Below are 26,284 nucleotides of genomic sequence, written 5' to 3'. Positions count from 1 at the left end.
GCTGGCGCGCCTTGTGGGTGTGCCTCATCGCGGGGTTCATGACGCTGCTCGACGTCAGCATCGTCAACGTCGCGCTGCCCTCGATGGAGCACGGGATCGGCGCGACGCCCGCGGACGTTTCGTGGGTCGTCTCCGGCTACGCGCTCACGTTCGGGCTCGCGCTGGTGCCGTCGGGGCGGCTCGGCGACGACTACGGGCGGCGCCGGATGTTCCTGCTCGGGCTGGCGTTGTTCGTGGCGACCAGTGTGCTGTGCGGGGCGGCGCCGAACGCGACGTGGCTCGTCGTCGCGCGGCTGGGCCAGGGCGTCGCGGGCGGGTTGCTGAACCCGCAGATCATCGGGCTGATGCAGCAGCTGTTCTCCGGGCGCGAACGGGGCAAGGCGTTCGGCGCGTTCGGGGCGACGGTCGGGCTGTCCACCGCGATCGGGCCGGTGCTCGGCGGGTTGCTGATCCAGGGCATCGGCGTCGACCAGGGGTGGCGCTGGGTGTTCTACGTCAACCTGCCGATCGGGATTCTCGCGATCCTGTTCGGGCTGCGCCTGCTGCCCAAGGACGCGCGCAGCGGCCGGAAGCGGACGCCGGACCTGGTCGGCAGCGTGCTGCTCGGCGTGGCGGTCGTGCTGGTGATGCTGCCGTTGATCGAGGAAGAGGAACAGGCGACGGCACCGCGCTGGTGGCTGATGGGCGTCGCGGCCGGGTTGCTCGTGCTGTTCGTGCTGTGGGAGCGCTGGCTCGGCAACCGCGGCAAGCAGCCGCTGGTGAACCTGACGCTGCTGACCGTGCGCAGCTACTCGATGGGCTCCGCGCTCGGCATGGTCTACTTCGCCGGGTTCACCGGGATTTTCCTGGTCCTCACGCTCTTCTTCCAGCAGGGCCTCGGCTACACGGCATTGCAGGCCGGCGCGGCGATGCTCGCGTTCGCGATCGGCTCGGCGATCTCGCCGACCATCGGCGGGCGGCTCGTGCACCGGTTCGGCAGGCCGATGGTCGTGCTCGGGACGCTGCTCGTCGCGATCGGGCTCGCCGCGACCGCGTGGCTCGTCCGCGACTACTCCGGCGCGAACACCGCGTTCGTGCTGGCCGGGCCGTTGTTCGTCGGCGGGTTCGGCAGCGGGCTGGTGATTTCGCCGAACTCGACGCTCGCTCTGGAAGAAGTCCCGCCCGCGGAGGGCGGCACGGCGGCCGGCGTGCTGCAGACCGGTCAGCGGATCGGTTCCGCGGTCGGCACCGCGCTCGGCGGGTCGCTGTTCTTCGGCGAACTCGGGCGTTCGCACGGGGATTACCACTCGGCGACCGCGCTCGGGCTGATCGGCTCGACCGCGCTGGTCGTGCTCGCGTTGCTGTTCGGTGTCGTCGACGTGCTGCTGTCCCGGACGCGCAAACGCCGCGGCACCACGCGAAGCGCGCCAGCTGCGGCGGTTTCCGGTGCGGTAAGCGGCCTCGCGCCCGCGGAAACCGCGTCAGTCTCGTTGACGTCCTTGGAAACCCACGAAGTGCGTCGCGCGACCACCGGCGCGGACAACACCTTCGCCTTGGACGCCCCGGCGGGCACGTATCTGCTGCTGGTCCAGGCAGGCGGCCGTGAGCCGGTGGCCCGCCATGTGCAGGTGGGCGCCGAGCCGGTGCGCGAGAACATCGAGCTGGCCCGCTCGGTGCGGCTGAGCGGCACCGTGCACGCGGTCCGGGGTCCGTTCCCGGGCGCCCAGGTCGCGGTGCTGGACGCGAAAGGCCAGGTCCAGCGAGTGACGGTCACGGACGAGGCGGGCCACTACACCGTCGAGGACCTGTTCCCCGGCGAGTACACCGTCGTCGTGACCGGATATCAGCCGGTCGCGGAACCCGTGCAGCTGACGACCGAGGGCCCGGCCCGCTTCGACCCGTTGCTGCGCTTGGTTTCCGCGGACAAGGCCTAGTCGGAGACGAGTGCGAGCACCGCCAAGGCCTGGTCCCGCATCGCGACGTCCAGGAACGTCCCGTCGGCGAGCGCGATCGCACCCACCCCAGCCTGGGTGGCACCGTCCATTCGGGACAGCACCTCGCGCGCCCGCGCGACCTCCTCCGCCGTCGGCAGGAACGCCGCGCGGATCGTCGGCAGTTGCAGCGGGTGGATCGCGGTCCGGCCGCGGAAGCCGAGCGCACGTCCGGCCCGGCAGCTTTCCGCCAGTCCGTCGAGGTCGCGGACGTTCGCGTACACCGACATCGCCGGCGGGGGCAGCCGCGCGGCGCGGGCGGCGTTCACGATCCGGCTGCGCGCCCAGGTGAGTCCGGCTTCGTCGGCGAGTCGCAGGTCGGACCGCAGATCTGCCTCGCCCAGCCCGAGCGACGCCGTCCGCGGGGAAGCGAGCGCGATCTCCAGCGCCCGCTCCACCCCGAGCGCCGACTCGATCAGCGGGTGCAATTCCCGTCCCGGCAGGGCATCGGCATGCGACCGGACGTCGAGCGAACTCTCGACCTTCGGCAACCGCGCACCCACCCATGCCGGCAGCGCGGCGACCGCGGCCACGTCCGCCGCGTGCCACGGCGTGTCCGGGTGGTTGATCCGCACCTGCACCGGCCGCGACGCGGGGACGTCGGCCAGCAAGCGGACCGCGTTGTCTCGCGCGGCGTCCTTGTGCGCGGGCGCGACGGCGTCTTCGAGGTCGACCAGCACGACGTCGGCATCCGACGCGAGGGCTTTGGCGACGCGGTCGGGCCGGTCGGCGGGGACGTAGAGCAGGGTCAACGCGGGCGTCATACCGCTCCCTCCGCCCGCAGCTCAGCGATCCGCGCCGCGGCGAAGCCCAGCGAACCGAGCACCTCGTCGGTGTCCGCGCCGTGCGGGCGTCCGGTGAAGCCGATGACGCCGTCGTTGTCCGACAACCGGAACAGCGGCCCTTGCATCAACGTCGCGCCCAGCTCCGGGTCCTCGATCTCGTGGATCGTGCCCAGCGCGCGGAACTGCGGATCCGCGACGATGTCGGCCGCGTCGTAAATCGGCGCGACCGCCGCCTGTGCTTCCTCGAAGGCGGCCACGACCTCGTCGCGCGTGTGCCGAGCGATCCAGCCGCCGACGGCCTCGTCGAGTTCGTCCGCGTGCGCGGCCCGGTCCGCGCCCGTCGCGAACCACGGCTCGTCCGCGAGTTCCGGCCGTCCGACCAGCCGCACCACGCGTTCCGCGATCGACTGGGCCGACGTCGACACCGCCACCCACTGCCCGTCGCTCGTGCGGTAGGTGTTGCGCGGCGCGTTGTTGGTGGAGCGGTTGCCGGTGCGCGGCTGGACCGTGCCGAGCTGGTCCCACCGCGTGATCTGCGGTCCGAGCATGGCGAGAATCGGCTCGATGATCGCGACGTCCACGACCTGGCCGCGGCCGCCGGCGGTGCGCCCGGCGAGCGCGACCATGATCGCGTACGCGGTGGCCAGCGACGCGACCCCGTCGGCGAGCCCGAACGGCGGCAGCGTCGGCGGCCCGTCCGGTTCCCCGGTGGCCGCGGCGAATCCGCTCATCGCCTCGGCGAGCGTGCCGAAACCCGGCCGAGGGGAGTAGGGCCCGAACTGGCCGAATCCGGTTACCCGCGCGAGCACCAGCCCCGGGTTCCGTGCCGACAGTTCCTCGTAGCCGAGTCCCCAGCGTTCGAGCGTGCCCGGCCGGAAGTTCTCGATCACCACGTCCGCGGTTGCGGCGAGCGCCAGGAACACCTCGCGCCCGCCGTCGCTGCCCAGGTTCGCCGTGACGGTGCGCTTGTTGCGCCCCAACGTCTTCCACCACAGGTTGACGTCGCCCTTGGCCACCCCGTGCGTGCGCGACGGGTCCGGTCGCGACGGATGCTCGACCTTGATCACCTCGGCGCCCATGTCGCCGAGGTGCATCGCGGCCATCGGCCCGGCGAACAACGTCGACGCGTCCACGACCCGCAGCCCGGCCAGCGCGCCCGCGGAAGCTTCCCTCGACACTGTCATCGCGTCACGTCCCACGCGCAGCGGAATCCGACGGTCGCCCCGCGCGCCAGCCCCAACCCGGGCAGCAGCAGCTTCACGCTGTAATCCGGCGCGTGCCGGCCGCCCTCGACGTACCACTCGGAACCCTCGGCGCGGTAATCGCTGCCGCCCTTGAGCATCACGAACCGGGTCCTCCCGTCGGAGTGTTCGCTTTCGGTCCAGTTCCACACCGCGGGTGTGCCGCACCGCAGACCGCCGGTCTCCCCGGCGAGCTGCCATTCGTCCTCGGTCGGCAACCGGCCGCCGCGCCACGCGCAGTACGCACGCGCGTCGTCGAGGTCCACAAAGGTCACCGGCTCGTCCTCGGCAGCGGGCCGGCCGTCGACCCAATGCGCGAGGAACCGGTGCGGCTCGGCCGGCTGATACCCCGTGGCAGCAAGGAATTCCGCGAACTGCCCGTTTGTCACCTCGGCAGCGCCCACCGCGACCGGCGACGCCAGCGAACCGTCGCGTTGCAGCGTCCGCGCGTCGTGCAGCCGAGGCGGCAGCGGCTTCCACTCGTCCACGTACGGCGCGCCCTGGTACATCCCGGTTTCGCGCCCGCGGTACCGGACCGTCAGCACATAGGGCCCGGCAGGAACCACGACCGCGTCGTCCTCGGGCATACCGTTCGTCGGCTTGTGAACGACCCGCGTCGCGAGCCGATGCGGGAACCGAGCGTCGGGATCATGCGGCAGAGTCGCCACCTGCGACAGCCACGGCGGCTCCGCCGCACCCTCGGCGACCCGCAGCAACGCCGAAATCCCGCGCGCGGGCACGCGCCCGTCGGCGAACAGATCGAGCACCAGGCCGTCCACAACCGGCCCGAGATAGTCCGAGTCGCCCCGGTTCACTACCGTCCACAGTGTCCAGTCACCGAGTTCCCAGCGCGACGCGTAAACCCCGGCTGCTTCGGCTTCCGGCGTCAGCGGCGCCAACGGCGTCCACTCGCCCTCGCGCAGCAGCTCACCGGCCGCACGCTGCACAGACACCATCCGCCGCACCGTCGCCGCGTCCCGCTGCGACCAGCCGACCCACACGCCGAACACGACTTCCCACACCATCACGCCGACGCCGTTCAGCCACGCCGACTGCAGTTCCTCGGTGTGGTCGCGGTGCCACCGGCGCACGTGGTGCTGCATGTGCCGCCGCTCGTACCAGTGCGAGCGCAGCACGCCCGGCACCGGCGAATCGGCGAAGAACTGCGCCCACGACGCCGAATGGTCCTCGATCCGCTCGACCGGCAGCTTCGATTCGCCCTCCAGCACGACGCCGGGACGCGCGCGTTCGAGCTGCTCGACCAACGCCGGATCGGCCTTCTTCAACGTGTCCAGGAAGACGCCGTCCGCACCGAAATCCGCCAGTACCGCGGACAGTTCCGCAGCGTCGTCGTCGCCTCGCCGGGTGCCGACGTCCCACGGGTTGTAGTCCACGAACACCCGCACGCCCGCCGAATGGAACGTCTCGACCAGCTCGCGGAGACCAGGCACGTCGCGGTAGAAATCCCACTGGTTGCGGTCGTCGAGGCCGATCACCGGGTACGCGTGCCACAGCACGACCGCGTCGAGGCCGCCGAACCGCTGGTGCGCGTCGGCGAGGAACCGCTCGGGCGTGAACCGGCGCTCCTCGAACGAATACAGCAGCTCGTCCCACAGCCATACCTGCGCGACCGTGTGGCATCCGGCGGCCCACGCGGCTTCCGGCCGGTCGTAGGCGCGACCGTGGTAGCTGTGCCGCTCGTGCGCGTCGGCACGCCATTGCCGCAGCCGCGCCCGCCATTCCGGACGGTCGGCGGGATCCGCCGGGCCGACGAAGATCTTGGCTTCGTCCAGCGCCGCGAGCTGCTCGGGGGAGAGAGGCGCGCCGAGCGGGACCTCGGTCGGCTGGTCGATCGGGCGCGGGACGAGCGGGTCGAACACGTACGTCATCGGGTGGTTCCTCCGGCAGCGAACTCGGCGACCTCTGCGACGGTCGGCACGGCGGACTGCGCGCCGGGCCGGGTGACCGCGAGCGCGGCGGCGGCCCCAGCGCGTTCGGCGGCTTCGCGAAGCGGACGGCCCTCGGCGAGCGCCGCCGCGAGCACGCCGCAGAACGTGTCCCCGGCGCCGGTGGCGTCCACTGGGGACACTTCGAACCCAGGCAGGTGCACGATTTCCTGTTCCGCGACGACGCAACCGGCCGCCCCGAGCGTGATCACCACCGCGGGTGCGCGCCGTTGCAGAAGCCGAGCCAATTCCTCGGGCGCAGCGGACCTGCCCGCCAGGTCGGCCGCCTCGTGCTCGTTGACGATCAGCACGTCCAGATCAAGCTGCGGCAGCGGCCGGGACGGCGCGGCGTTGAGCACCATCCGGGCACCCGGGCGCCGGGCCGCGGCCGCGGCGGTCACGGTCTCGAGCGGAATTTCCAGCTGGGCGAGCACGACGTCCGCCGCGGCGATCCGCTCCAGCTGCTCCCCGGCCAGCGAGAGCCGCGAGTTGGCCCCGGGCGCGACCACAATCGAGTTCTCGCCGTCCGGCGACACCATGATGAACGCGGTCCCGGTCGCACTGTCCACTCGCGACAACAGATCTGTCCGAACCCCGGCCTCCGTCAACGACGACAACAGAAAGTCCGCACCGTCGTCGGAACCGAACGCGCCGAGGAACGTCGTCGCCGCGCCACCCGCGAGCGCCGCGGCGACAGCCTGGTTGGCTCCCTTGCCGCCGGGACTGCGCCGCAGATCGCCGCCGAGAACGGTCTCGCCCCCGTGCGGCCGCCGCGGAACGTCGACCACCAGATCGACGTTCGCCGACCCGACGACGACAACTCGGCCGGTCATCGCGCCATCCCGGCCGTCCGCGCGGCGAGGTCGGCGATCCGCTGCTCCCCGCCGGGCAACGACGTCGCGATCCGGTTGTCGAGCGGCTTCGTCCACTGCTCGCCGATCCCGTCGAGGCCTACCAGCGCACCGACGACGCCGCCCGCTGTCGCAGCCGCAGAGTCCGTGTCCCACCCAGCCGTGACGGCGAGCGAGATGCTCTGCCCAAAGTCCCCATCGCCGCGAGTCAGCGCGTACGCGATCACCGCCGCATTGTTGAGCACGTGCACCCAATGCAGGTCGCCGTACTCGGCGTGGATCCGGTCCAGCCCGTCGTCGTACGCAGCAGCTTCCCGCCCGAACCGCACCGCCGCGGCCAGCCGACTCTCCGGCGGCACAACAGTTTCCGCCGCATCGAGGACACTGTGGACGGAATCGCAGACCATCGCCGCCGACGCCAGCGCAGCCGCCCACATCGCGCCGTAAATCCCGTTCCGGGTATGGCTGAGCCGCGCGTCCACCCACGCGAGCCGCGCTGCGCCGCGGACGTCGCCGGGGGAGACCCAGCCGAAGACGTCGGTCCGGATCAAGGCCCCGATCCACTCGCGGAACGGGTTGAGGTGCGTCGCCGTCTCCGGCGCCGGGCGCGCGTCCAGCAAGTTCCGGTACGCGGCGCGCTCGGCGGTGAACACCCGTCCGGCGGGCAGTTGTTCCAGCCAAAGCTGCGCGACGTCATCGGTGGTGAACTCGCGGCCGTGCCGTTCCAGCAGCGTGAGCGCGAGGATCGGGTAGTTGAGGTCGTCGTCCTCCGGCATCCCGGAGATGTTCTCCTCCAAGGAAGTCGGCGCCGACCGCCGGTTCCACGGCCATCGCGCGGCGACGTCGTCCGGCAGCCCGGCGGCGGTGAACCACCGGTCCAGCGGCCAGCGTCCGGTCGCGCGCAAGATCTCTTCGATGCCCTCGCGCGGGATCTTCTCGACCGGCTTCCCCAGCAGACATCCCGCCGCCCGGCCGGTCCACGCGCCGAGCGTGCGATCAGCCGCGGACGAGGGGAGGACCGGCGCGGCCGGGAGCAGCGCGGCGATCTCGTCCCAGCCGTGCGGTTCGTGCGGCGCGGCCGGGCAGGGGAGCGCGGCCAGTTCGTCCAGCAGCGTCCGGGCCAGCGCCCGCAACGCTGGGGGCGCCGGCCGCGGTCCTGCCCCGCTCACGGCGGGCGCTGGGTCGCCGCCGGCGGCGACCCAGCGCTCCCGCACCGAGGTCACGTCCTTGCCCTCCACAGCGGACTGGACGAACTCGTGCGCGAGCAGGTCTTCCGGCTGGGCCCAGGTCAGCCTCATGCCGCGTCCAGCGCGTCGAGGGCGGCGAGCCGCGCCTGAGCCCGTGCCCGGTCGGCTTTGACGATGTCCGTCGCCGCCGAAGCGAGCAGCCGCCCGGTCTCGCGCAGATCCATCTTGCTGGCTTCGCCGATCGGATCGATCCACTCGTCCGGCACCGCCGCCGCCCCGCCGAGACCGGCGCAGAGCGCACCCGCCATCGACGCGATCGAATCGGCGTCCCTGCCGTAGTTCACCGAGGCCAGCACCGCGCCGCGGTAGTCGCCCTGATGGCCCAGCACAAACCCCAGCGCGGCAGGCAATTCCTCGATCGCCTTGGTCCGCGACGGCCGCCGCGCGTCCATCGACATCTGCCGGTACTCCGGCCCGACCGAATCGAACGGCGCGACCGTCTCACGGATCTTCCGCGCGAGCGCACGCTCGTCGTCGTCGGTCTCCGGCGTGGCGTCCCATCCCCGGAAGGCATCGACAACAGCCTGCATCGCCGCCAGAGTCCCGTCGTGGGACACCGCGAGCGCAGCCTGCACGACGTCGCCGATCGAGGCACCCGGCGCGACCGAAGCGGCGACCATCGCGGCCAGCACCCCGGCAGCCTCCCGGCCGTAACTCGACTGGTGCGGCGCGGTCAGATCGATCGCCTCGGCATACGCGGCCTGCGGATCGCCAGGGTTCACGACGCCGACTGGCGCGATGTACATCGCCGCACCGCAATTCACGATGTTGCCGACGCCCGCCTCCCGCGGATCCGCGTGCCCGTAGTGCAGCTTCGCGACGATCCACTTCTCGGCGAGGAACACCCGCTGCAGCAGCAGCGCCGTCGACTCCAGCTCCGGCACCCAGCGCGGTTCGCCGATCATCAGCGGCACCAGGTCCTCGGCCATCGAGTACGCGTCGAGGTGCGCGCGGCGTTTCGCGTACACCTCCACGATCGCGCGGGTCATCAACGTGTCGTCGGTGATGTGCCCGTCGCCCTTGTGGTACGGCGCGATCGGGCGCGCGTCCCGCCAGTTCGGGTACCACGGCGGAACGATCCCGGTCACCCGGCCGCCGTGGCGCTCCTCGATCTGCTCGGGCGTCCACCCTTCGGTCGCGCCGCCGAGCGCGTCCCCCACTGCCGCGCCGGTGATCACTGCCACCGCGCGGTCCTCCAGCCAGGTCACCGGCTTGCGTCCCTTCGTTCCCCGGCGCGGGCAGTCCGCCCGCGCCTGTCGTGCGCGCCGGGACCGGACATCTGCCCCGGTCCCGGCGCGGCGGTCACTTGCCGACGCTCTTCCAGCCGTCCTTCAGCTGCTGCGCCAGCGTGTTCGCGTCGATCTGGTTCGCCAGGAAGCGCTGGTAGGCGGGCGTCGCGACGGTGTCCTTCCACTGCGCGTACTTGCCGGCGAACAGATACGGCGCCGAGGTCAGGTACTTGCCCGAGGCCAGGATCGTGCTCCAGCCCTTCTTCGCGCCGAGCTTCTTGTCCAGCGCCTCGCGGGCGGAGTTGCTCGCCGGGATCAGCGTGTCGGCCTCGTTGAGCGCGGCGAGGTTCTCGGTGCTGGTGAAGAAGTCCAGGAACTTCGCGGCCTGCTCGACGTGCTTCGAGTCCTTGTTGACCGACAGCGTCTGCGGGTTCGCCGCCTGCGCCGGTCCGGCCGGGCCCGCGATCGGCGGCAGCGCGATCCAATCGAGGTCCTTCGGCGCGTCCTTCTCGATGTTCGCCGCCTGGTACGAACCCTGCACGGTCATCGCGACCTGGCCCGCGTAGAACGGGGCCAGCGCCTTGCCGCCGGACTGGGTCAGCGTCACCGGCAGGATCGAGTGGTCGGTCGCGTTCATGTCGTGCACCAGTTGCGGCAGCGCCATTTCGCCCTGGCCGACGGTGATCTGCGCGTTGTCTCCGGTGCCCTCGAAGTACTTGCCGCCGAACGCCGGGGCCATCGCCACGAACGTCGCGGTCGGGCTCGACAGGCCCCAGCCGAGGCCGTACTTGCCGTCCTTCGTGGCCGTCTTGGCCATCTGACGCAGCTGATCCCAGGTCATCGTCTCGCCGGCGGGGATCTGCGCGCCGGACTGCTCCAGCAGCTTCTTGTTCGCGAAGACCACATAGGACTGCAGTTCGGTCGGGTACGCGACGACCTTGCTGTCGACCGTCACCGAGTCGAGCACGCCCTTCGGGATGTCCGCGCGCTTCTGCTCGGACAGGTAGGGGGAGAGGTCGGCGAGGTAGCCGTCGGTCGCGAACGGCCCGATCCCGGCGGCCTCGTAGTGCACGATGTCCGGTGCGGTGCCCGCGTTGAACTGGGTGATCAGCTTGTCGTAGGCGCTGTCCCAGCCCGCCTGGACGACCTTCACCTGCGTGTCCGGATGCGCCTGGTTCCACGCCCCGACGATCTTGTTCGTGGCGGCGATCGCGGCGGGCTGGTCCGACAGCGACTGGAACGTGAGGGTGACCGGACCGCCGTCCCCGCTGCCGCTGTCCGCGCCGCCGCCGCACGCGGCGGCGAGCAGGCTGGTGAGGGCGAGGCTGGCGGCGACTGCCGCGCGTCGTGTCTTCATCGACCGACCTTTCGAAGGTGTTTCCGATGGGGTGGGGCTCATCCCTTCACCGCCCCGGCCATGAGGCCGCCGGTGAGTTTCTTCCGCAGGAGGCTGAAGAAGGCGATGCTCGGGATCGCCGCGAGCACAGCGCCCGCGGCCAGCGGTCCGAGGGCGACCTTGCCCTCGCCGCCGATGAACATGGTGAGCGTGATCGGCAGCGTGTAGTTCTCCGGCGACTGCAGCAGCACCAGCGCGAAGAAGAACTCGTTCCACGACGACACGAAGCTGAACATCGCCGTCGCGACCACGCCGGGGGCCAGCAGCGGGAACACGATGGTGCGCAGCACGGTGAACCGGTTCGCGCCGTCCATCGCCCCGGCCTCCTCCAGCTCCGCCGGGATCGCCGCGACGTAGCCCTGCAGCATCCACAGCGCGAACGGAAGGATGTAGGTGGTGTGCACGAGCGTCAGCCCGACCAGGCTGTCGGCGAGGCCGAGCGTCCGCAGCACGAGGAACAGCGGCAGGATCACCAGCACCACCGGGAACACCTGGCTGACGAGGATCCAGGTGACGCCCGCGACGCGCAGCTTTCCCTTGAGCCGGGCCAGCACGTAGGCCGCGGGCACCGAGATCAGGATCGCGAGCACGGTGCTGGCAAGCGCGACCAGCAGGCTGTTGAGCGCCGAATGCAGCAGACCCTGGCGGGAAAGCGCTTCACCGTAGTTGTCCCAATGCCATTCGCTCGGGATGAGGTTGACCGACAGCGAGTTCAGCTCCGCCGACGACTTCACCGACGCGGAAATCAGCCACAGCAGCGGGAAGCCGAGGAACAGCAGGTACAGCACGAGAGCCAGGTACTGCGCGGGGCGCACGGACCAGCGCATGGATCACCGCCCCCTTTCCGGGCGGTCGCCGCGGAACTGCGACCGCAGGTAGATCGCGAGCAGCGCGACGACCACGACGACGAGGACCAGCCCCATCGCGGCGGCGTAGCCGATTTCGCGGTTCTTGAACGCTTCGAGGTAGACGAACAGCACCGGGACCATCGTTTTGCCGCCCGGGCCGCCCGCGGTGAGCACGTAGACGAGCGAGAAGGAATTGAAGTTCCAGATGAAGTTCAGCGAGGTGATGGAGCTGACGATCGGGCGCATGCTGGGCCAGGTCACCGCGGTGAACCGGCGCCACGCTCCGGCTCCGTCCACCGCCGCCGCCTCGTGCAGTTCGGCGGGGATCTGTTGCAGGCCGGCCAGAAGCGTCACGGTGGTCTGCGGCATGCCGACCCACACGCCGACCACGATCACCGCGGGCAAGGCGGTGTTGAAATCGCCGAGCCAGTTGATTCCGTCCGGCAAGCCGATGCTGCCGAGGAACGCATTGAGCGGACCGCCGTTGGCCGAGTAGATCATCTGCCACATGATCGCGACGACCACCGGCGGCATCGCCCACGGAATGAGCGCGAGCACCCGGGTGAGGCCCTGGAGTTTGAGCCCGGAGTTCAGCAGCAGCGCGAGACCCATCGCGGCGGCCAGTTGCAGGACCGTCACGCCGACTGTCCAAATGAGACCGATCCGGAGCGAGTCCCAGAACAGCGAGTTGCCGCCGAGGCGCACGAAGTTGTCGATCCCGGCGAAGCCGAAGTCCGGATGCCGCACCAGCCGGGTGTCGGTGAAGGCCAGCACGATGCCGATCACCAGCGGTGCCACCGAAAGCACCAGGATCGGGATCAGGGACGGCATGACCAGCGCGATCGCCTCGCGCCGGCGCGTGCGGGCCTGGGTGGTCTTCTTCGGGCGCGGCGGGGGAGCGGGGGCCGCTCGCCTCGGCTGCGTCGCGGTGGTCATTCCGCGTCCTCCGCGTTCTGGTCCAGAGTGGATTCCCGGACGAACAGCTCGGTCCCGACCGAGATCTGCCGCGCCGGAGCCTCCGCGTCGTCGGCGAGCCCGAGCATGAGCCGGGCGGCGGCGCGCCCGCGCTCGGCCGAGCCGAGGGACACGCTGGTCAGCCGGGGCAGGAAAACCTGCCCGAGTTCGGTGTCGTCCATCCCGGTGACGGCTACGTCGCGCGGGATGCTGAGCCCCCGTTCGCGGGCGGCGCGGATGGCCCCGATGGCGAGCAGGTCGTTCGCCGCCACGATCGCGTCCGGCCGTCGCGGACGGTCGAGCAGCTTCCGGGCCGCTTCGATCCCGGCCGCGACGGTGAAATCGGCGGCGACCTCGACGTCGGTCTCGGCGGCGAAGTCCTTTGCCGACACCGCTTCGTCGAACCCGCGCTGGCGCGAGGAGCCCGGCGTGGTGTCGAGCGGCCCGTTGAGGAAGCCGATCCGGCGGCGGCCCAGGGAAACCACGTGCTGCACCGCCGAGCCGATCCCCGCCGCGGAATCGGTGGAGACCGAACTGATCCCGCGGTCGCTCATCGCCCGGCCGATCACCACGACCGGCACCGGGGCCCGGCCGATCTGCTCGATCAGCTCGTCGTCGGTGCGCAGCGGGATCACGATCATCCCGTCGACGAACCCGCCGTGCAGGCTGTGCATGAGTTCGGCGGTCGACGCCGCGGTGTCCCCGGTGGACATCACCACGACCCGATACCCGTGCGGCGCGAGGACTTCGTGGATGCCGCGCATGATCTCGACGTAAACCGGGTTGCCGATGTCCGCCACCGCGAACGCGATCTGCGACGTCTTCTTCAGCCGCAACGACCGCCCGATCGCGTCCGCGCTGTACCCGAGTTCCGCCGCGGCGGCCCGCACGCGCTCGACCATCGCCTTGCTCGCGCCGGTCCCGTGCAGCGCGCGCGAGGTCGAAGCCAGCGACACGCCGGCGCGCTCGGCCACCTGGATCAGCGTGGCTCGGGTTGACGTCATCGTCCCTCCCAGTCGGACACAGCGACAACGGTGCGGAAACCGTGGTTGGAAACGTTTCCAAGTTACGTTCTGGACGGTCTGGAAACGTTTCCAAGCGGTGGCCGAATCATGTCACCCGGATGGCGGACGTGTCAACGGAGCCGTCGCGGGGGCGGGGGATCCGTGATGTCAGCGTGACGTGCGCTGGTTCAGTGCTGAATCAGTGCGGGTTCAGCGGGTTCGCCAGTCGGCGCGGACGACGTCGGCCGCCGAGGGAGCGTTGTCCGGATCGGTCAGCCACTGCAGCGCGGTTCCGACGAGCAGCGAGTAGTAATGCGCGCCGATCGCGTGGACGTCCTCCGGGTCGGCGTCCGGATCCATGTCGCCGAAGGCTTTCGCGAGCGCGACGCGCGCCTGCCGCTGTCCTTCCGCGTTGATCTTCCGGATCGTCTCGTCGTGCTGCAGGTAGCTGACGCTCTCGAAGTTCACGAACCACAGCTCGCGGTGCTTCTGGACGGACTCGATGATCCGCGCCCAGCGCCGCTCCGGTCCGGCTTTCTCGTCGGCCGGGTCGGCGAGAACGGCGAACAACATCTCGCCCCACTCCGTGTTGAGGTCGAACAACGCCTGCGTGAGCAACTGTTCCTTCGAACCGAAGTGGTAGTTGATCGACGCCTGGTTCGCCCCGGAGGCGGCGACGAGGTCGCGCACCGTCGTGCGCGCGTAACCGGCGTTGAGGAGGCATTCCCGGGCGGCGGTGATCAGGTTCTCGCGGTGTCCCACGCGTGCTAACGTATCATGTAAACGTTCGTTTTAAACGATCGTTCATGACTCTGGGAGGACTCGATATGACCGCACCCGCGATCCGCATCCGGCGGCTGCGCTGCCGCTTCGACGGCGAAGGCGGTCCGGTCGACGCACTGCGGGGCGTGGATCTGGACGTCCCGCGCGGTGCTTTCGCCGCGATCATGGGCCCCTCGGGCTCGGGGAAAACCACGTTGCTGCACTGCGCGGCCGGCCTGCGCACCCCGACCGAGGGGACTGTCGAACTGGACGGCACCGATCTGTCCGCTTTGGATGAACCACGGCTGGCCGAACTGCGCCGCCAGCGGATCGGTTTCGTGTTCCAGCAGTTCAACCTGCTGCCCGCGCTGACCGCGGAGGAGAACATCGAACTGCCGTTGCGGTTGGACGGTCGCGGCCCGGACTCGCAGCGCACTGCCGCGTTGCTGGCGCAGGTGGGCCTCGCGCAGCGCGGGGGACACCGGCCGGGGCAGCTTTCCGGCGGCCAGCAGCAGCGGGTTGCCGTGGCCCGGGCGCTGGTGACGGATCCGGAGGTGGTGTTCGCCGACGAACCGACCGGCGCGCTGGACATCCGCAGCGCGCGGGAAGTGCTGGGCCTGCTGCGGCACCTGGCGGACCGGGGCCAGACGATCGTGATGGTGACCCACGACCCGGTGGCCGCGTCCTATGCCGACGCGGTCCTGTTCCTGGCCGACGGCTTGGTGGTCGATCAGCTGGCCAGCCCGGCCGCCGCGGCGGTGGCGAACCGGATGGCTGTGCTGGTCGAGTCTGCCGAGCGGGCGGCGAATGCCGTCGGTGCTCGGTGATCCGGCGCGAGAAAAGCAAGAGCGAAGGGGGATTGACATGCTGAGACTGGCGTTACGGCTCTTCGGCCACCATCGCGCCGCCGCTGTGGCCACCGGTTTGGTCGCGCTCGTCGGAATGGCCCTGGTGGTCGCGATGACCGCGCTGCTCGGCACCGGCCTTTCCGGCAGCACCGCCCCGGCAGACCGGGGATTCCTCACCCAGTTCCCGCTCATCCTGGGCGGCTGGGTGGTGGCGATCGTCGTGTTCGCGATGGTGTCGACGATCGGCGTCACGCTAGCCGCGCGGTCGGGCGAGATCGCCGGATTGCGGCTGATCGGTGCGGCGCCACGGCAAATCCGCGCGCTCGTTTCGACGGAAACCCTCGCGATCACCGTCGCGGCCGCACTGCCCGGCCTGGGACTCGGCTATTTGCTCGGACTCCTGCTCCTGACTGGCGTGCGGTCCACTGGCCTCACGTCGCCGAGTACGTCGTACGCGCCCGGCATCGGGCTGCCGCTGACCGGTGTCGCGGTGGTGCTGCTGGCCGGAGTGCTCGCGGCGTGGATCGGCAGCCGCGGTCCGGCTCGGCGGAGTCCGGTGGAAGAAGCGTCGTCCGCTCCGCGCCGGGCCAGGTCGGCCCGGCCGCGCCGGATTGCCGCGATCGTGGTGCTGGCAGCGGGTTTCGGGTCGGCGAGCGCGGTGCTCGCTCTGCCTGCCGACACCATCGCGACCACCGGCTTGACCGGTCCCGCCGTGGTGCTGTGCTCGATCGGGTTCGCGATTCTGGCTCCGGAACTGATCACCGCGGCCACCCGGATCGTCGGGCGGCTTTCGCACGGCGCGAAGAACGCCGAAGCGCATCTGGCGGGCGTGAACCTGCGCGCCGCTCCGGAACGCGCCCGTCCGATCGTCACTTTCCTGACCCTGCTGGTCGGCGTCTCCGCGGGCACGCTTGCCATGCAGGGCATCGAAAACCAGCACAGCGTCCCGGGCAGCACCGCTGAGGTGCTGGCGTCGATCAACTACCTGGTGGTGGTCCTGATCTCGCTCTTCATGGCGATCGCGCTGACCAACAACCTGATGGCCGCGATCAGCGACCGGCGGACGGAGTTCGCGACGCTGTCGCTGATCGGCTCGACCGTCCGGCAGGTCCGCGGCATGCTCCTGCGCGAAACCTCCGCCGCGGCCCTGCTGGCGATTGTCGTCGCGGTCGTGGGTTCGGTGCTGTGCGTGCTGCCGTTCTCGATCGTCAAAACGGGCGGCCCGGCGGCGGCGTTCAGCGTCTGGCCGTTCGCGGCGAGCGCGGTTTTCGGGGGAGGGGTGGTGCTGCTGGTGACGGCTGTGGCGGGGGCGCGGGTGATTCGCGCCGCGGCGGTCGCCGGGTAGCCGGTCGCTTGCGATACTCGGTGCATGATCTTGATCGTCCTCAAAGCACAGATCCGTCCCGAGAAGCGAGCCGAATGGCTGGAAGGCATCGAGCGCTACACCGCGAACGTGCGGAGCGAACCGGGCAACGTCTCGTTCGACTACTACCAGAACGGCGGAGACGAGAACGAGTTCGTCCTCGTCGAGGTCTTCGCCGACAGCGCCGCCGGGGACGCGCACGTCGCCACCCGGCACGCGCAGGACTTCTTCCCGTTCATGTCGACCGTCGTCGCGGCCAAACCGCAGATCAACTACCAGAACCTCGACGGCGCGGCCTGGTCGGAAATGGCCGAGGTCACGCCGGTGGAGTAGCGGAGGGCCGGCCGCGGCGACCGAAAAGGTCCCCGCGGTCGGCATTTCTTCCGCAGCGGACACCGCAGGAAGGCGGTCACTCGCTGGGTTCCTCCGCGTGCCGCGTGCGTTCCGCCCGCTGCGACTGTTCGACGATCTGATTCAAGGCCGCGACGTGGGCGCGCAGCGCCTGGTGCCCGGAACCGCTGAGGTTGAGCCAAGTTCGCGGCCGTTTGCCCACATACCCCTTCTTGACTTCGACGTAGCCTGCGCTGGCCAGGTTCGTGATCTGCTTGGACAGCGCGGAATCCGACAGCCCGGCCGAATCTCGGACCCAGCTGAACTCGGCCCACTCGGTCCCGGACAGCAGTGCCGCGATGGACAGCCGGGTGGGGTCCAGCAGGAGCGGATCCAGATCAGGCATGGCCATGCGGTGCGCCTTCTGAACGGCTGCGCCGGATCAGCGCCGCGAGGCCTCGCCGCAGGTGCTGCCCGAACGCGATCAGCACGATCGCCAGCACCGCGCCCAGAATCGTGTTCCCGTAAGGGATCCGTACGTGCGTCAGCGCCAGCGCGACCGCGGCCGCCACGCACGCCGCCACGAAGAAGAGCGCGACGCCGAAGGCGAACCTCGGCCGGATCGCGGACTTGTCCGCCCGCACGCGGTGACCCAGCAACGCCGCACCTCGACGGCTGCGCAGCATCAGCACGTAGCCCACGACGAGAACAGCCAGCACCAGGCCTTTCCACTCGGCGGCGCTGGGCAGGAAGTCCGCCGAAGCCAGATACAGGAAGACGACGAGCGCGAAGGCGACGTCCACCCACTTCGCGCCGTGCAGTTCGCCCAGCGCCTGATCCCTGCGGCGGTCGACATCTCGCAACGCTCGCGCCGCCTCTTCCGGGGAGGGATGCTCAGCCACGGTCGCCTCCTTGTCTGCCTGAGAGTACTTGCCTGAGGAGAAAGTACCTCGACACTTTCCTCTTGGGCAAGTACTGGCTTGACGGGGAGCAGCGCTGCGCCGGAGTCATCCTCCGCGCTGAGTCGACTCCCGCAATCGCAGTTCCGGAGTCAGAAACGCTGGTCCGTCAGGGGTCTCGGCGCCGGACAGCCGTGCCAGCATCAGGTCCACCGCGCGTTCGGCCAGCGCTTCGTGGGTCAGGTCCATCGCGGTGATCGGCGGGGTGCTCGTGCGGGCGTGCTCGCTGTCGGTCAGTGCCGCGAGCAGCAGATCGTCCGGGACGCGCAGGCCCTGTGCCGCGGCGGCGTCGGCGATGAGCGGGGCGAAATCGCTGGTGGCGACCACGATCGCGTCCGGCCGATCCGGCCCGGACAGCAGCGGTTGCACCAGTTCGGGCACGTCACCCGGGGTCAAGCCCTCGCTGAGCAAGGCGGTCCGCGGCGGGAGCGTGCGCCGCTTGCACCACGCGAGATAGGTTTCGCGCGGCCGCCGGTTCCACGCGTTGTCCTCGGTGCCGGACAGCAGCAGCACGTCGCGCGCGCCCTGCTCGTAGAGGTGGTCCAGCAGCGCTTCGACCACCGGCGGGTAGTCCAGCCGCACGGCCCACGGCAGGTCCGGCTGTTCCGGGTCCTCCTCGACGGTCACCACCGGCAGGCCGCGGCCGAGCAGTTCGGCCAGCGCGGTGTCGCCGCCGTAGGGGTGGGCCACGATGCAGCCGTCCATCGGCACGCTCGCCACCGCCGGGTCGTGCAGGTCGGGCACGTGGATCAGGCCGGTCTTGTGCCGCAGCATCTCGGTCGCGATCGACCCGACGAGCCGGTTGAACGTCTCGGCGCGATCGGGCGTGCCGGCTACCGCGTAGCGCGGCCGCAGGATGAGCCCGACCAGCCCGGACCGGCCGGTGCGCAGCGAGCGCGCGTTCGGGTTCGGGTCGTAGCCCAGTTCCGCCGCGGCTTCGCGCACCCGCGCCTTGGTCGCCGCCGAAATGGGCCTGCGCCCGGAAAGCGCGTGCGAAACCGTGCTGATCGAAACCCCGGCGCGCTCGGCGACCTCCCGGATCGTCACCGGCCGTTTGCCGCCCTCCGCGTCCACCGTCGTCCCCCTTCGCGCTCCTCCGGACGGCCCAGTATCGCCCACCGGACGCCGCGGAAGGTCTTGACACCGCACCGGCGCGCGGGTTTGATGCCGCGAAAGCTCATCAAAACGTTTTGATGATGATAGGAGGCGCCATGGCCGCCCCGCACGAGCCCGCCCCGCCCACCGCCGCCGCCGCGCCGACCGTCGGCGACGTCTGCACCGGGATGGGGCTGACCCGACGGCATTGGCTCGCCGGATCCGTGCTGTTCTTCGCGTTCGTCGTCGAGGCATGGGAACAGGTCGGGCTCGTCTACGTCTCGAACGGGATCGCGGGCGAATTCGGCGTGGACAACACGAAACTGGGCTGGGCCTTGTCCGCGGTCGCGTTCGGCATGGTGCCCGGCGCGCTGCTGTGGGGCGGGCTGATCGACCGGCTCGGCCGCCGCCGCGTGACGGTCGCGAGCCTGCTGATCTACGCGGTGCTCGCGCTGGCCGCGGGGCTTTCGCCGGCGTTCTGGCCGTTCGTCGTGCTGCGGTTCCTGTCCGGCGTCGCGTTCGGCGGGGTTTACGCGGTCACGTTCCCGTATTTCCTCGAACTTCTGCCGACCGCTCGCCGCGGCCAAGGCGCGGTCGCGCTCAGCATCGGGTTTCCCGTCGGCACACTGCTGTGCATCGGCGTGAGCCAGTCGCTCGGCACGATCAGCTGGCGGGCGGTCGCCGTGGTCGCCGCGCTGGCCGGGCTGTGGGCGTTCGCCGTGCTGCGCTGGGTGCCCGAATCGCCGTACTGGCTCGCGAGGCGCGGCCGCCACGCGGAGGCTGCTGCCGTACTGCGCGGCCTCGGTGCCGAAATTCCCGCCGACACCACGTTTTCCGTCGAGGACGCGGACCGCAAGGCGGGCGCGGTGCGCAACCTGTTCCGTTCGCCGGTGCGGCGGCGGTTCCTGCCGATGCTGCTGACGTCGTTCACTTTCAGCTGGGGTTACTGGGGTTTGCAGACGTGGCTGCCCGTCCTGTTGCAGAACCGCGGGCTGAGCGTGTCCGGTGCGCTGTGGTTCGTCGCGGTCACGCAGGTCGTGTCCGTGCCCGGCTATCTGCTTGCCGCGTGGCTGACCCGCCGCCACGGGCGCAAGCGGATCTTCCTGCTGTTCGCGCTGGCCTCGGCGATCGGCGGCGTGCTGTTCGGCCTCGCGACCGGTTCGACGCAGTTGTACGCGGGCAACCTGATCCTCGCGTTCTTCTCGCTCGGCGCCTGGGGCATCTGGAACACCTGGTCGGCCGAGGTCCTGCCGACCGGGCTGCGCGGCGTCGGCTATTCCTGGTCCACCTCGGCGATCCTGCTGGCGAACACCGTTTCGGTGCCGGTCATCGGCGCGATGATGGACCACGGCGTCGCGTCGTCGCTGACCGTCGCGTCGATCGTGGCCTTCCTGGTCGTCGCCCTGCTCGCCGTTCTTCCGCTGCCCGAGACCGAGGGCCGCGCGCTCACCTGATTTCCCTTATCCGACAAGGAGTTCCCATGACCTACCGGGTCGCCATGGACATCGGCGGCACCTTCACCGACGTGGTCGTCCACGACGGCGCGACGCAGCGGCTGCGCGCGGGCAAGGTGCTCACCACCCCCGACGACCTCGCGCGCGGCGTTTTCGGTGCGCTGGAAGGATTCGACCTGCCGTTCGCGGAGATCGAGTTCTTCGTGCACGGCACCACGCAAGGCCTCAACGCGCTGCTCGAACGGCGCGGCGCGAACGTGCTGATCCTGACCACGAAGGGAATCGGCGACGTTTACCGGATCGCGCGCGGCAACCGGAACCGGCTGTTCGATCTGCATTACCGCAAGCCCGCGCCGCTCGTCGGCCCGGAAGCGGTCGCGGAGGTCGCCGGACGGCTCGACGCGACCGGCGCGGAGCTCGAACCGCTCGACGAGGACGCCGTGCGGCTGGTCGCGAAACGCGTGCGCGAAGAGGGTTTCGAAGCCGTCGCGGTGTGTTTCCTTTTCTCCTACTTGGATTCCGCGCACGAACGCCGCGCGGGAGAGATCCTGCGCGACGAGCTAGGCGATGACGCGCTGGTCGTGCTCTCCCACGAGGTCGCGCCGGAATGGCGGGAGTACGAGCGGACGTCGACAGCCGTGCTGGAGGCCTACACCGGCCCGTCGGTGCACCGTTACCTCGACCGCATCGAAGCGCGGTTCACCGAGAAGGGCCTGCATGTTCCGGTGCACGTCATGCAGTCCTCCGGCGGTCTGGTCAACGCCGGGTTCGCGCGGCGGCATCCCCTGCAGACGCTGCTGTCGGGTCCGGTCGGCGGCACGATGGGCGGCGTCGCGGCGGCGAAGCTGCTCGGGCGTCCGGATCTGATCTGCGTCGACATGGGCGGGACGTCGTTCGACGTCTCCCTGGTGATGGACTACGCCGCCGACGTTTCGCCGGACGGCGAGGCGGAGGGTTTCCCGCTGCTGATGCCGCTGGTCAACCTGCACACCGTCGGCGCGGGCGGCGGTTCGCTCGCCTACGCCGAGGGCGACGCGCTGCGGGTCGGGCCCGAGTCGGCGGGCGCGGTGCCCGGTCCGGCGTGCTACGGCCGGGGCGGCACGCAGGCGACGGTCACCGACGCGAACTGCGTGCTCGGCCGGGTCGACCCCGAGTCGTTCGCCGGCGGCGGCATGCCGCTCGACCTCGATGCCGCGCAGACAGCCGTCTCGACGCTGGCCCAGCAGCTCAGGATGGACCCGGTCGAGCTGGCGTCCGGGATCTGCGACGTCGGCAACGCCAAGATGGCACAGGCGATCCGGACCCTGACCGTCGAGCACGGCCGCGAACCGGGCCAGTTCGCCCTGCTCGCGTTCGGCGGAGCGGGACCGATGCACGCGGCGTTCATCGCGCAGGAAATCGGCATCACCGAGGTGATCGTGCCGCGGTTCCCGGGAGCGTTCTCCGCGTGGGGCATGCTGGAGGCGGACGTCCGGCGGGACTTCGCCATGCAGTTCTTCGCCAACGGAGCCGAACTCGACACCCGCGCCCTGCGCACGGCGCTCGACTCGCTGCGCGATCAGGCACTGGAAGCGTTGCAGGAACAGGGAATCGCCGAGGACCGCCGGTCGGTGACGCACGGCGTCGACATGCGGTACGAAAGCCAGGACTACACGCTGACCGTGCCGATCCTGGACGACGACCCGGTCGACAGCCCCGGCTTCCTGCCCGCGGTCGAGGCGCGGTTCGCCGAGATCCACCACCAGCGCTACGGCCACGCCACCCCCGGCGCGCCCGTGCAGTTCGTCGCGCTCCGCACCACCGGACACGGCGTCGTCGACCGTTCCGCGGCGGCCGCCGAAGCGAACGCCGAACGGCCGGATCCGGTGGTCCGCGACGTCGTCTTCGCCGGACAGCCCGTGCCCACCACGATCGTGGCGCGCTCGTCGCTCGCCCCCGGGAGCCGGTTGTCCGGACCCGCGATCGTGCACGAGGAAACCGCCACCACGGTCGTCCCGCCGGACGCCGGACTCGCCGTCGACGACCACGGCTTCCTGGTCCTCACCCTCGCGGCCGCCGGCCACTTGCAGGAGGAACACGCGTGAGCATCAGCCCCGTCACCACCGAAATCATCCGCTCGGCGCTGATCCAGGCGGCCGAGGACATGAACATGACCCTGATCCGGTCGTCCTACACGCCGACGATCTACGAGGGCAAAGACTGCGCCGTCGCGCTGCTGGACCGCGATCACCGCGTCCTCGGCCAGTCCTCGGGCCTGCCGATCTTCCTGGGAAACCTGGAGATCTGCACCAGCCACACCGAGGACCTGTTCGGCGCGGACGTCTGGCAGCCCGGCGACGTGTGGGTCCTCAACGACTCCTACATCGGCGGCACGCACCTCAACGACTGCACCGTGTACGCGCCGATTTTCGTCGGCGAGGAACTGGTCGGCTTCGCGGCTTCGCGCGCGCACTGGATCGACATGGGTTCGAAGGACCCCGGCGGTTCAATGGATTCCACGAACATCTACCAAGAGGGCCTCCGGATGGGCCCGACGCGGATCGTCGCCGGCGGCGTCGAATGCGCTGACATCCTCCGGCTGATCGAAACGAATGTGCGGTTCCCGTACGTGACCCTCGGCGACATGCGTGCGCAGATCGCTTGTGCCCGGATGGGCGTGCGGAGGCTGGGCGAACTGTTCGCCCGCTACGGCGCGGAAACCGTCGACGCCGCGCGCGAGCAGATCTTCGCCCAGACCGAACGGCTGGAACGCGAACGGATCGCGGCGATCCCGGACGGCGAATACGAGGCGACCGGCTACCTGGACAACGACGCGATCGACCCGGACACGCCGCTGAAGGTGCGCGTGCGGGTCGTCGTCGAAGGCGAATCGATGACGATCGACCTCACCGACTGCGCCGACCAGGCCACCGGACCGGTCAACTGCGGCCGCTCCCAGGCGATTTCGGCCGCGCGGGTCGGGTACAAACTGCTGATCTCGCCGCAGGTCAGCCTCAACGGCGGTTCGTTCGCGCCGCTGGACGTGCAGGTCCGCGACGGTTCGATGCTCGGCGCTCGGGAGCCCGCGGCGTGCCAGTACTACTACTCGAGCCTCGGCATGCTCATCGATCTCGTGGTGGCCGCGCTCGCGCCGGCGATGCCGGACCGCGTCGCCGCGGCCAGTTACGGCGACTCGATGATCGTGCAGTTCGCCGGCGACCACCCGCGGACAGGGGAACCGTTCGTGACGCTGGAGGCGACCGTCGGCGGCTGGGGCGCCTGGGAAGGCGGCGACGGGGAGACGGCGCTGATCAACAACGTCAACGGCTCGCTGCGCGACCTGCCGGTCGAGGTGGTCGAAACGCTGTATCCGGTGCGGGTGAACGAATACCGCATCCGCACCGGTTCGGGCGGCGCGGGCCGCTGGCGCGGGGGCGACGGGGTGATCCGGGAGTACGTGATGGAGGCCGACCAGGATCTGTCGCTGTGGTGGGAACGCTCGGTGACGCCCGCGTGGGGCCTGTTCGGCGGCTCGTCGGGCGCTCCGCCGCGCGTGGTGCTCAACCCCGGTACGGCCGATGCGCGGGAGATGCTGAAGGTGAACAGCCTCCGCGTGCGTCGCGGGGACGTGCTGCGGTGCGAGTCCGGCGGGGGAGGAGGTTACGGGACGCCGGAAGGCGCTGGCGCGTAACTATCAGTTCCAGAGGCGCATGGTCTGCCTGCGCAACTCCGCCGTCGCTGATTCCGGCGCGTGCCTGCCGAGCAGAACCTGGAGAGTCAACCCCATCCGCGAGCGTCAGCGCGGCCTCGACTTCTTGCCTGAGGCCGAGGCCGCGCTGAATGTCTAATGCGGAGCGTCGGCTAGTAGGCCGACCTCGCGCAGATGGTCGAAGATGATCTGGTCGACCGGGGACACCCGGCTCCGGTCGGCGTAGGTCAGCCAGACGATTTCCTCGATCTCGCTACGGGGGGTCAAGGTGCCGCGGTAATCGGCGGTGTAGCAGGTCATCTGGACGGTGGTGCCTGCTGCGTGGCCGTGCGCTTGCCCTTGGAAGGTGCCGAAGTGCTGCGCGCTGTCGGGTGTGATGGCGACGGCGAGTTCCTCGTCGATTTCGCGGGCGAGGGTCTGAAGATCGGTCTCGCCGGGTTCGCGTTTGCCGCCGGGGAGGTAGTAGACGTCCTTGCCCCGGGAGCGGGTGCTGAGGATCCGGCCCGCGTCGAACCGGATCCAGGCGATCTTGTCGATGACGGTCACGAACGTCCTTTCGGAGACGCTGCCTCGGGCGGAAATCACGCTACCGGCATGAACCGGGCGACATCGGCGAGAGCTTTCAACGTCGGACCGTCGAGATGCCCGGCGGCGGTGTCGGCTTCGGCCACGACCAAGGCGTTCTTGTCCCGGCGGTCGCGATAGTTCAATCCGGTGAACGACACGCCGGTGATGCCGAGCGCGAGGGAGATCTCCAGCGGGCGCACGTCACCGCTGCCCTGCACGGTCTCTACGTCCTGAAAGCTGTTCCGCTGCTTGGCCGACTTGAACCCGACCCGTACGACCGACACGACTGCGACGTTGCCGTGCCCGTCGCCGACGGCCAGCAGCATCCGGTCCAGGGATGTGCAGGGGGTTCGGGCGAGGAACTCGCGGACTTTGCCGGAGGACGCCGAAAGGCACTCGGCCTCGTGCTCGAATTTGTGCCGGAGTTCCTTCATTTTCATCCGGCTCCAGGACTCTTTCCGGTTCCCCTTCTTGGCGGAATCCCGAGCTTTCGCCGTGCGTTGCGAAAGAGTGCGCCCAGGAAGTGCGTCGACGACGTCGGCAGCGACGTTCTCGGCGAACACGCTGCCAGCACCACTGCTGGAACCGGCAAGACCGCTTACCGCGGCACCCGAACCGCCCGCTGCGATCGCGACGGCTGCCGCCGCGGCGGCCACCACGCCACCGCTCTTCTTCTTGCCTCCGCCGTCGTTGAGTTTGACTCTCCGGCCGTCGGGCAATGTGACCCACCCGGTCTCAGTCGCCATCATTCTCCCCTCGAAACCGAAAACGGCCACCGCCGCCGCAGTGGCGCGGACTGGATCGCTCGCCCCGCGATTTCTGTTTCACGGCGGCGCTCGATTACGGCCAGTGTGAGAGGAGGCACCGACAAAAACGGGGCCGAGGGGTCGCGGGATACCCCCGAATGGAGCAGTGTCGAGGCGATGCGGAGGCGCTGGGACTCAGCGCACCGTTTCTGCCAGCGCCCGTCGGCACAGGGAATCCGCCCGGCGGGTCGTCTCCGGCAAGCGGTAACGCGCAGCCAACGCCAACGTCGCGTCGCACGCTTCAGCCAAGCCGATCCGATGGCCCACCGAGACGAAGACCGGTTTGACCCCTGCCTGGGTACGCACGGCACGGCCGACGACCTCCGCGCCATCCAGCAGCGGCGACCAATCGCCGCGCGCAGGACCCGGTTGGTCGTAAGAGAACGTGAACGGCGTTTTGGCGACCCCGGCGGTCGGCAGGCCGGTCAGGACTCCGAGGTGACTGGCCAAACCGAGGCGGCGCGGGTGGGCTAAGCCGTAGCCGTCGCAGAGGATCAGGTCCGGGCGGTGGCGGAGCGCGCCGAGGGCGTCGAGGACCGGCGGGAGTTCGCGGAAGGCGAGCAAACCCGGTACGTACGGGAAGCTGACCGGTCCGGCCGCGGTGGTTTCTTCGACGGTCTCGCGGGTGGCGAAGTCGACTAGCACGGCGGCCGCGACGACCACGTTCCGTTCATCGTCGTAGGCGACGTCGACTCCGGCGACGAAGGCACCGTCGGAGAGGGCGGGGCCGGTCGGGTCGACCAGGGTGCGCAGGCGGTCTTGTTCGGCGAGGGCGTCGGCCTCGGTGGCGGGCCAGGCGGGCATGAGGGGTTCCTTGCGGGGCGATGCCCGAGTGGTCGGCGGACGGGGTGAATCCCGGCTGCGGCCGGAAAACGGGGCGGAGACTGCGGCACGATACGGGTGAAAGGTCAGCGCCGACCCTATCAGGCCCAAAAGCTAAC

Annotated in this window: 24 protein-coding genes; 7 read left to right on the top strand and 17 right to left on the bottom strand. The window is 70.2% G+C overall.

The genetic code is table 11. The annotated features are described in order from the left end of the window. The first annotated feature begins 38 nt into the window (after window positions 1-38). Entirely contained in the window at window positions 39-1,913 is a 1,875-nt protein-coding gene (locus L3Q65_RS15745) for an MFS transporter (RefSeq protein WP_370648211.1), read from the top strand. Here the strand turns inward: L3Q65_RS15745 and L3Q65_RS15740 are convergent. From L3Q65_RS15740 to L3Q65_RS15690, 11 genes are all read right to left on the bottom strand, one after another. Continuing rightward, window positions 1,910-2,734, bottom strand: a complete 825-nt coding sequence (locus L3Q65_RS15740) for a CoA ester lyase (RefSeq protein ID WP_182888914.1) — start codon at window positions 2,732-2,734, stop codon at window positions 1,910-1,912. The two genes, L3Q65_RS15745 and L3Q65_RS15740, sit on opposite strands and share 4 nt — an antisense overlap. Continuing rightward, a complete protein-coding gene (locus tag L3Q65_RS15735; RefSeq protein ID WP_237600101.1) occupies window positions 2,731-3,939 on the bottom strand; it encodes a CaiB/BaiF CoA-transferase family protein in 1,209 nt (402 codons plus the stop codon). The genes L3Q65_RS15740 and L3Q65_RS15735 overlap by 4 nt, the downstream gene beginning before the upstream one ends. After that, window positions 3,936-5,885 carry an SUMF1/EgtB/PvdO family nonheme iron enzyme gene (locus tag L3Q65_RS15730; RefSeq protein ID WP_237600100.1) on the bottom strand — a complete coding sequence of 650 codons (1,950 nt, stop codon included), beginning with the start codon at window positions 5,883-5,885 and terminating at the stop codon, window positions 3,936-3,938. The genes L3Q65_RS15735 and L3Q65_RS15730 overlap by 4 nt, the downstream gene beginning before the upstream one ends. Continuing rightward, window positions 5,882-6,775 (bottom strand): ribokinase, encoded by an 894-nt coding sequence (locus tag L3Q65_RS15725; RefSeq protein ID WP_237600099.1) that lies wholly within the window; start codon window positions 6,773-6,775, stop codon window positions 5,882-5,884. The genes L3Q65_RS15730 and L3Q65_RS15725 overlap by 4 nt, the downstream gene beginning before the upstream one ends. Then, a complete protein-coding gene (locus L3Q65_RS15720; RefSeq protein ID WP_237600098.1) occupies window positions 6,772-8,091 on the bottom strand; it encodes an ADP-ribosylglycohydrolase family protein in 1,320 nt (439 codons plus the stop codon). The genes L3Q65_RS15725 and L3Q65_RS15720 overlap by 4 nt, the downstream gene beginning before the upstream one ends. Continuing rightward, window positions 8,088-9,248: an ADP-ribosylglycohydrolase family protein gene (locus L3Q65_RS15715; protein WP_237600097.1), complete on the bottom strand. Its 1,161-nt coding sequence runs from the start codon at window positions 9,246-9,248 to the stop codon at window positions 8,088-8,090. Before L3Q65_RS15715 ends, L3Q65_RS15720 begins: the two co-directional genes overlap by 4 nt. Before the next feature lie 94 nt (window positions 9,249-9,342). Then, a complete protein-coding gene (locus L3Q65_RS15710; protein ID WP_182888920.1) occupies window positions 9,343-10,626 on the bottom strand; it encodes an ABC transporter substrate-binding protein in 1,284 nt (427 codons plus the stop codon). A 38-nt stretch (window positions 10,627-10,664) separates the two neighbouring features. Next, window positions 10,665-11,492 carry a carbohydrate ABC transporter permease gene (locus tag L3Q65_RS15705; protein ID WP_182888921.1) on the bottom strand — a complete coding sequence of 276 codons (828 nt, stop codon included), beginning with the start codon at window positions 11,490-11,492 and terminating at the stop codon, window positions 10,665-10,667. A 3-nt stretch (window positions 11,493-11,495) separates the two neighbouring features. Beyond that, window positions 11,496-12,449, bottom strand: coding sequence for a carbohydrate ABC transporter permease (locus L3Q65_RS15700; RefSeq protein ID WP_116199985.1), 954 nt, complete (start codon window positions 12,447-12,449; stop codon window positions 11,496-11,498). Next, window positions 12,446-13,471 (bottom strand): LacI family DNA-binding transcriptional regulator, encoded by a 1,026-nt coding sequence (locus tag L3Q65_RS15695; protein WP_237600096.1) that lies wholly within the window; start codon window positions 13,469-13,471, stop codon window positions 12,446-12,448. The genes L3Q65_RS15700 and L3Q65_RS15695 overlap by 4 nt, the downstream gene beginning before the upstream one ends. A gap of 210 nt (window positions 13,472-13,681) precedes the next feature. Then, window positions 13,682-14,233: a TetR/AcrR family transcriptional regulator gene (locus L3Q65_RS15690; RefSeq protein WP_237600095.1), complete on the bottom strand. Its 552-nt coding sequence runs from the start codon at window positions 14,231-14,233 to the stop codon at window positions 13,682-13,684. 65 nt (window positions 14,234-14,298) lie between these two features. On the opposite strand from L3Q65_RS15690, the gene L3Q65_RS15685 reads away from it, so the two are divergent. Genes L3Q65_RS15685 through L3Q65_RS15675 form a run of 3 tightly spaced genes read left to right on the top strand, consistent with a single transcriptional unit; the run spans window position 14,299 to window position 16,777 of the window. Then, window positions 14,299-15,060, top strand: coding sequence for an ABC transporter ATP-binding protein (locus tag L3Q65_RS15685; protein WP_182888924.1), 762 nt, complete (start codon window positions 14,299-14,301; stop codon window positions 15,058-15,060). A 37-nt stretch (window positions 15,061-15,097) separates the two neighbouring features. Beyond that, on the top strand, window positions 15,098-16,426 hold the full coding sequence (locus tag L3Q65_RS15680; RefSeq protein WP_237600094.1) for an FtsX-like permease family protein: 1,329 nt from the start codon (window positions 15,098-15,100) through the stop codon (window positions 16,424-16,426). Window positions 16,427-16,450: 24 nt separating this feature from the next. Then, on the top strand, window positions 16,451-16,777 hold the full coding sequence (locus L3Q65_RS15675; RefSeq protein ID WP_182888926.1) for a putative quinol monooxygenase: 327 nt from the start codon (window positions 16,451-16,453) through the stop codon (window positions 16,775-16,777). Between the two features lie 76 nt (window positions 16,778-16,853). Here L3Q65_RS15675 and L3Q65_RS15670 read toward each other — a convergent pair whose 3' ends face one another. From L3Q65_RS15670 to L3Q65_RS15660, 3 genes are all read right to left on the bottom strand, one after another. Then, window positions 16,854-17,186, bottom strand: coding sequence for a transcriptional regulator (locus tag L3Q65_RS15670; protein ID WP_237600093.1), 333 nt, complete (start codon window positions 17,184-17,186; stop codon window positions 16,854-16,856). Beyond that, complete coding sequence (locus L3Q65_RS15665) at window positions 17,173-17,676, bottom strand: hypothetical protein (RefSeq protein ID WP_182888928.1); 504 nt, start codon at window positions 17,674-17,676, stop codon at window positions 17,173-17,175. Before L3Q65_RS15665 ends, L3Q65_RS15670 begins: the two co-directional genes overlap by 14 nt. Window positions 17,677-17,781: 105 nt before the next feature. Further along, a complete protein-coding gene (locus L3Q65_RS15660) occupies window positions 17,782-18,807 on the bottom strand; it encodes a LacI family DNA-binding transcriptional regulator (RefSeq protein WP_237600092.1) in 1,026 nt (341 codons plus the stop codon). Between the two features lie 137 nt (window positions 18,808-18,944). Between L3Q65_RS15660 and L3Q65_RS15655 the strand changes: the two genes are divergently transcribed. From L3Q65_RS15655 to L3Q65_RS15645, 3 genes are read left to right on the top strand one after another with little or no spacing between them, the layout of a single operon-like run. Beyond that, window positions 18,945-20,282 carry an MFS transporter gene (locus L3Q65_RS15655; protein ID WP_220506572.1) on the top strand — a complete coding sequence of 446 codons (1,338 nt, stop codon included), beginning with the start codon at window positions 18,945-18,947 and terminating at the stop codon, window positions 20,280-20,282. Window positions 20,283-20,308: 26 nt separating this feature from the next. After that, window positions 20,309-22,366 carry a hydantoinase/oxoprolinase family protein gene (locus tag L3Q65_RS15650; protein ID WP_182888931.1) on the top strand — a complete coding sequence of 686 codons (2,058 nt, stop codon included), beginning with the start codon at window positions 20,309-20,311 and terminating at the stop codon, window positions 22,364-22,366. Further along, a complete protein-coding gene (locus tag L3Q65_RS15645; protein ID WP_182888932.1) occupies window positions 22,363-23,952 on the top strand; it encodes a hydantoinase B/oxoprolinase family protein in 1,590 nt (529 codons plus the stop codon). The genes L3Q65_RS15650 and L3Q65_RS15645 overlap by 4 nt, the downstream gene beginning before the upstream one ends. A 153-nt stretch (window positions 23,953-24,105) precedes the next feature. Here L3Q65_RS15645 and L3Q65_RS15640 read toward each other — a convergent pair whose 3' ends face one another. From L3Q65_RS15640 to L3Q65_RS15630, 3 genes are all read right to left on the bottom strand, one after another. Next, window positions 24,106-24,516 carry an NUDIX domain-containing protein gene (locus L3Q65_RS15640; protein WP_237600091.1) on the bottom strand — a complete coding sequence of 137 codons (411 nt, stop codon included), beginning with the start codon at window positions 24,514-24,516 and terminating at the stop codon, window positions 24,106-24,108. Window positions 24,517-24,551: 35 nt separating this feature from the next. Further along, on the bottom strand, window positions 24,552-25,283 hold the full coding sequence (locus tag L3Q65_RS15635; protein WP_237600090.1) for a hypothetical protein: 732 nt from the start codon (window positions 25,281-25,283) through the stop codon (window positions 24,552-24,554). 195 nt (window positions 25,284-25,478) lie between these two features. After that, on the bottom strand, window positions 25,479-26,147 hold the full coding sequence (locus L3Q65_RS15630; RefSeq protein ID WP_237600089.1) for an endonuclease V: 669 nt from the start codon (window positions 26,145-26,147) through the stop codon (window positions 25,479-25,481). Between the last annotated feature and the right edge of the window lie 137 nt (window positions 26,148-26,284).

It is taken from the genome of Amycolatopsis sp. FU40 (assembly GCF_021903635.1).
Lineage (GTDB): Bacteria > Actinomycetota > Actinomycetes > Mycobacteriales > Pseudonocardiaceae > Amycolatopsis > Amycolatopsis dendrobii.
The sequence above is the reverse complement of the archived record's forward strand: the minus strand, read 5'-3'. Positions and strand labels throughout refer to the sequence as shown.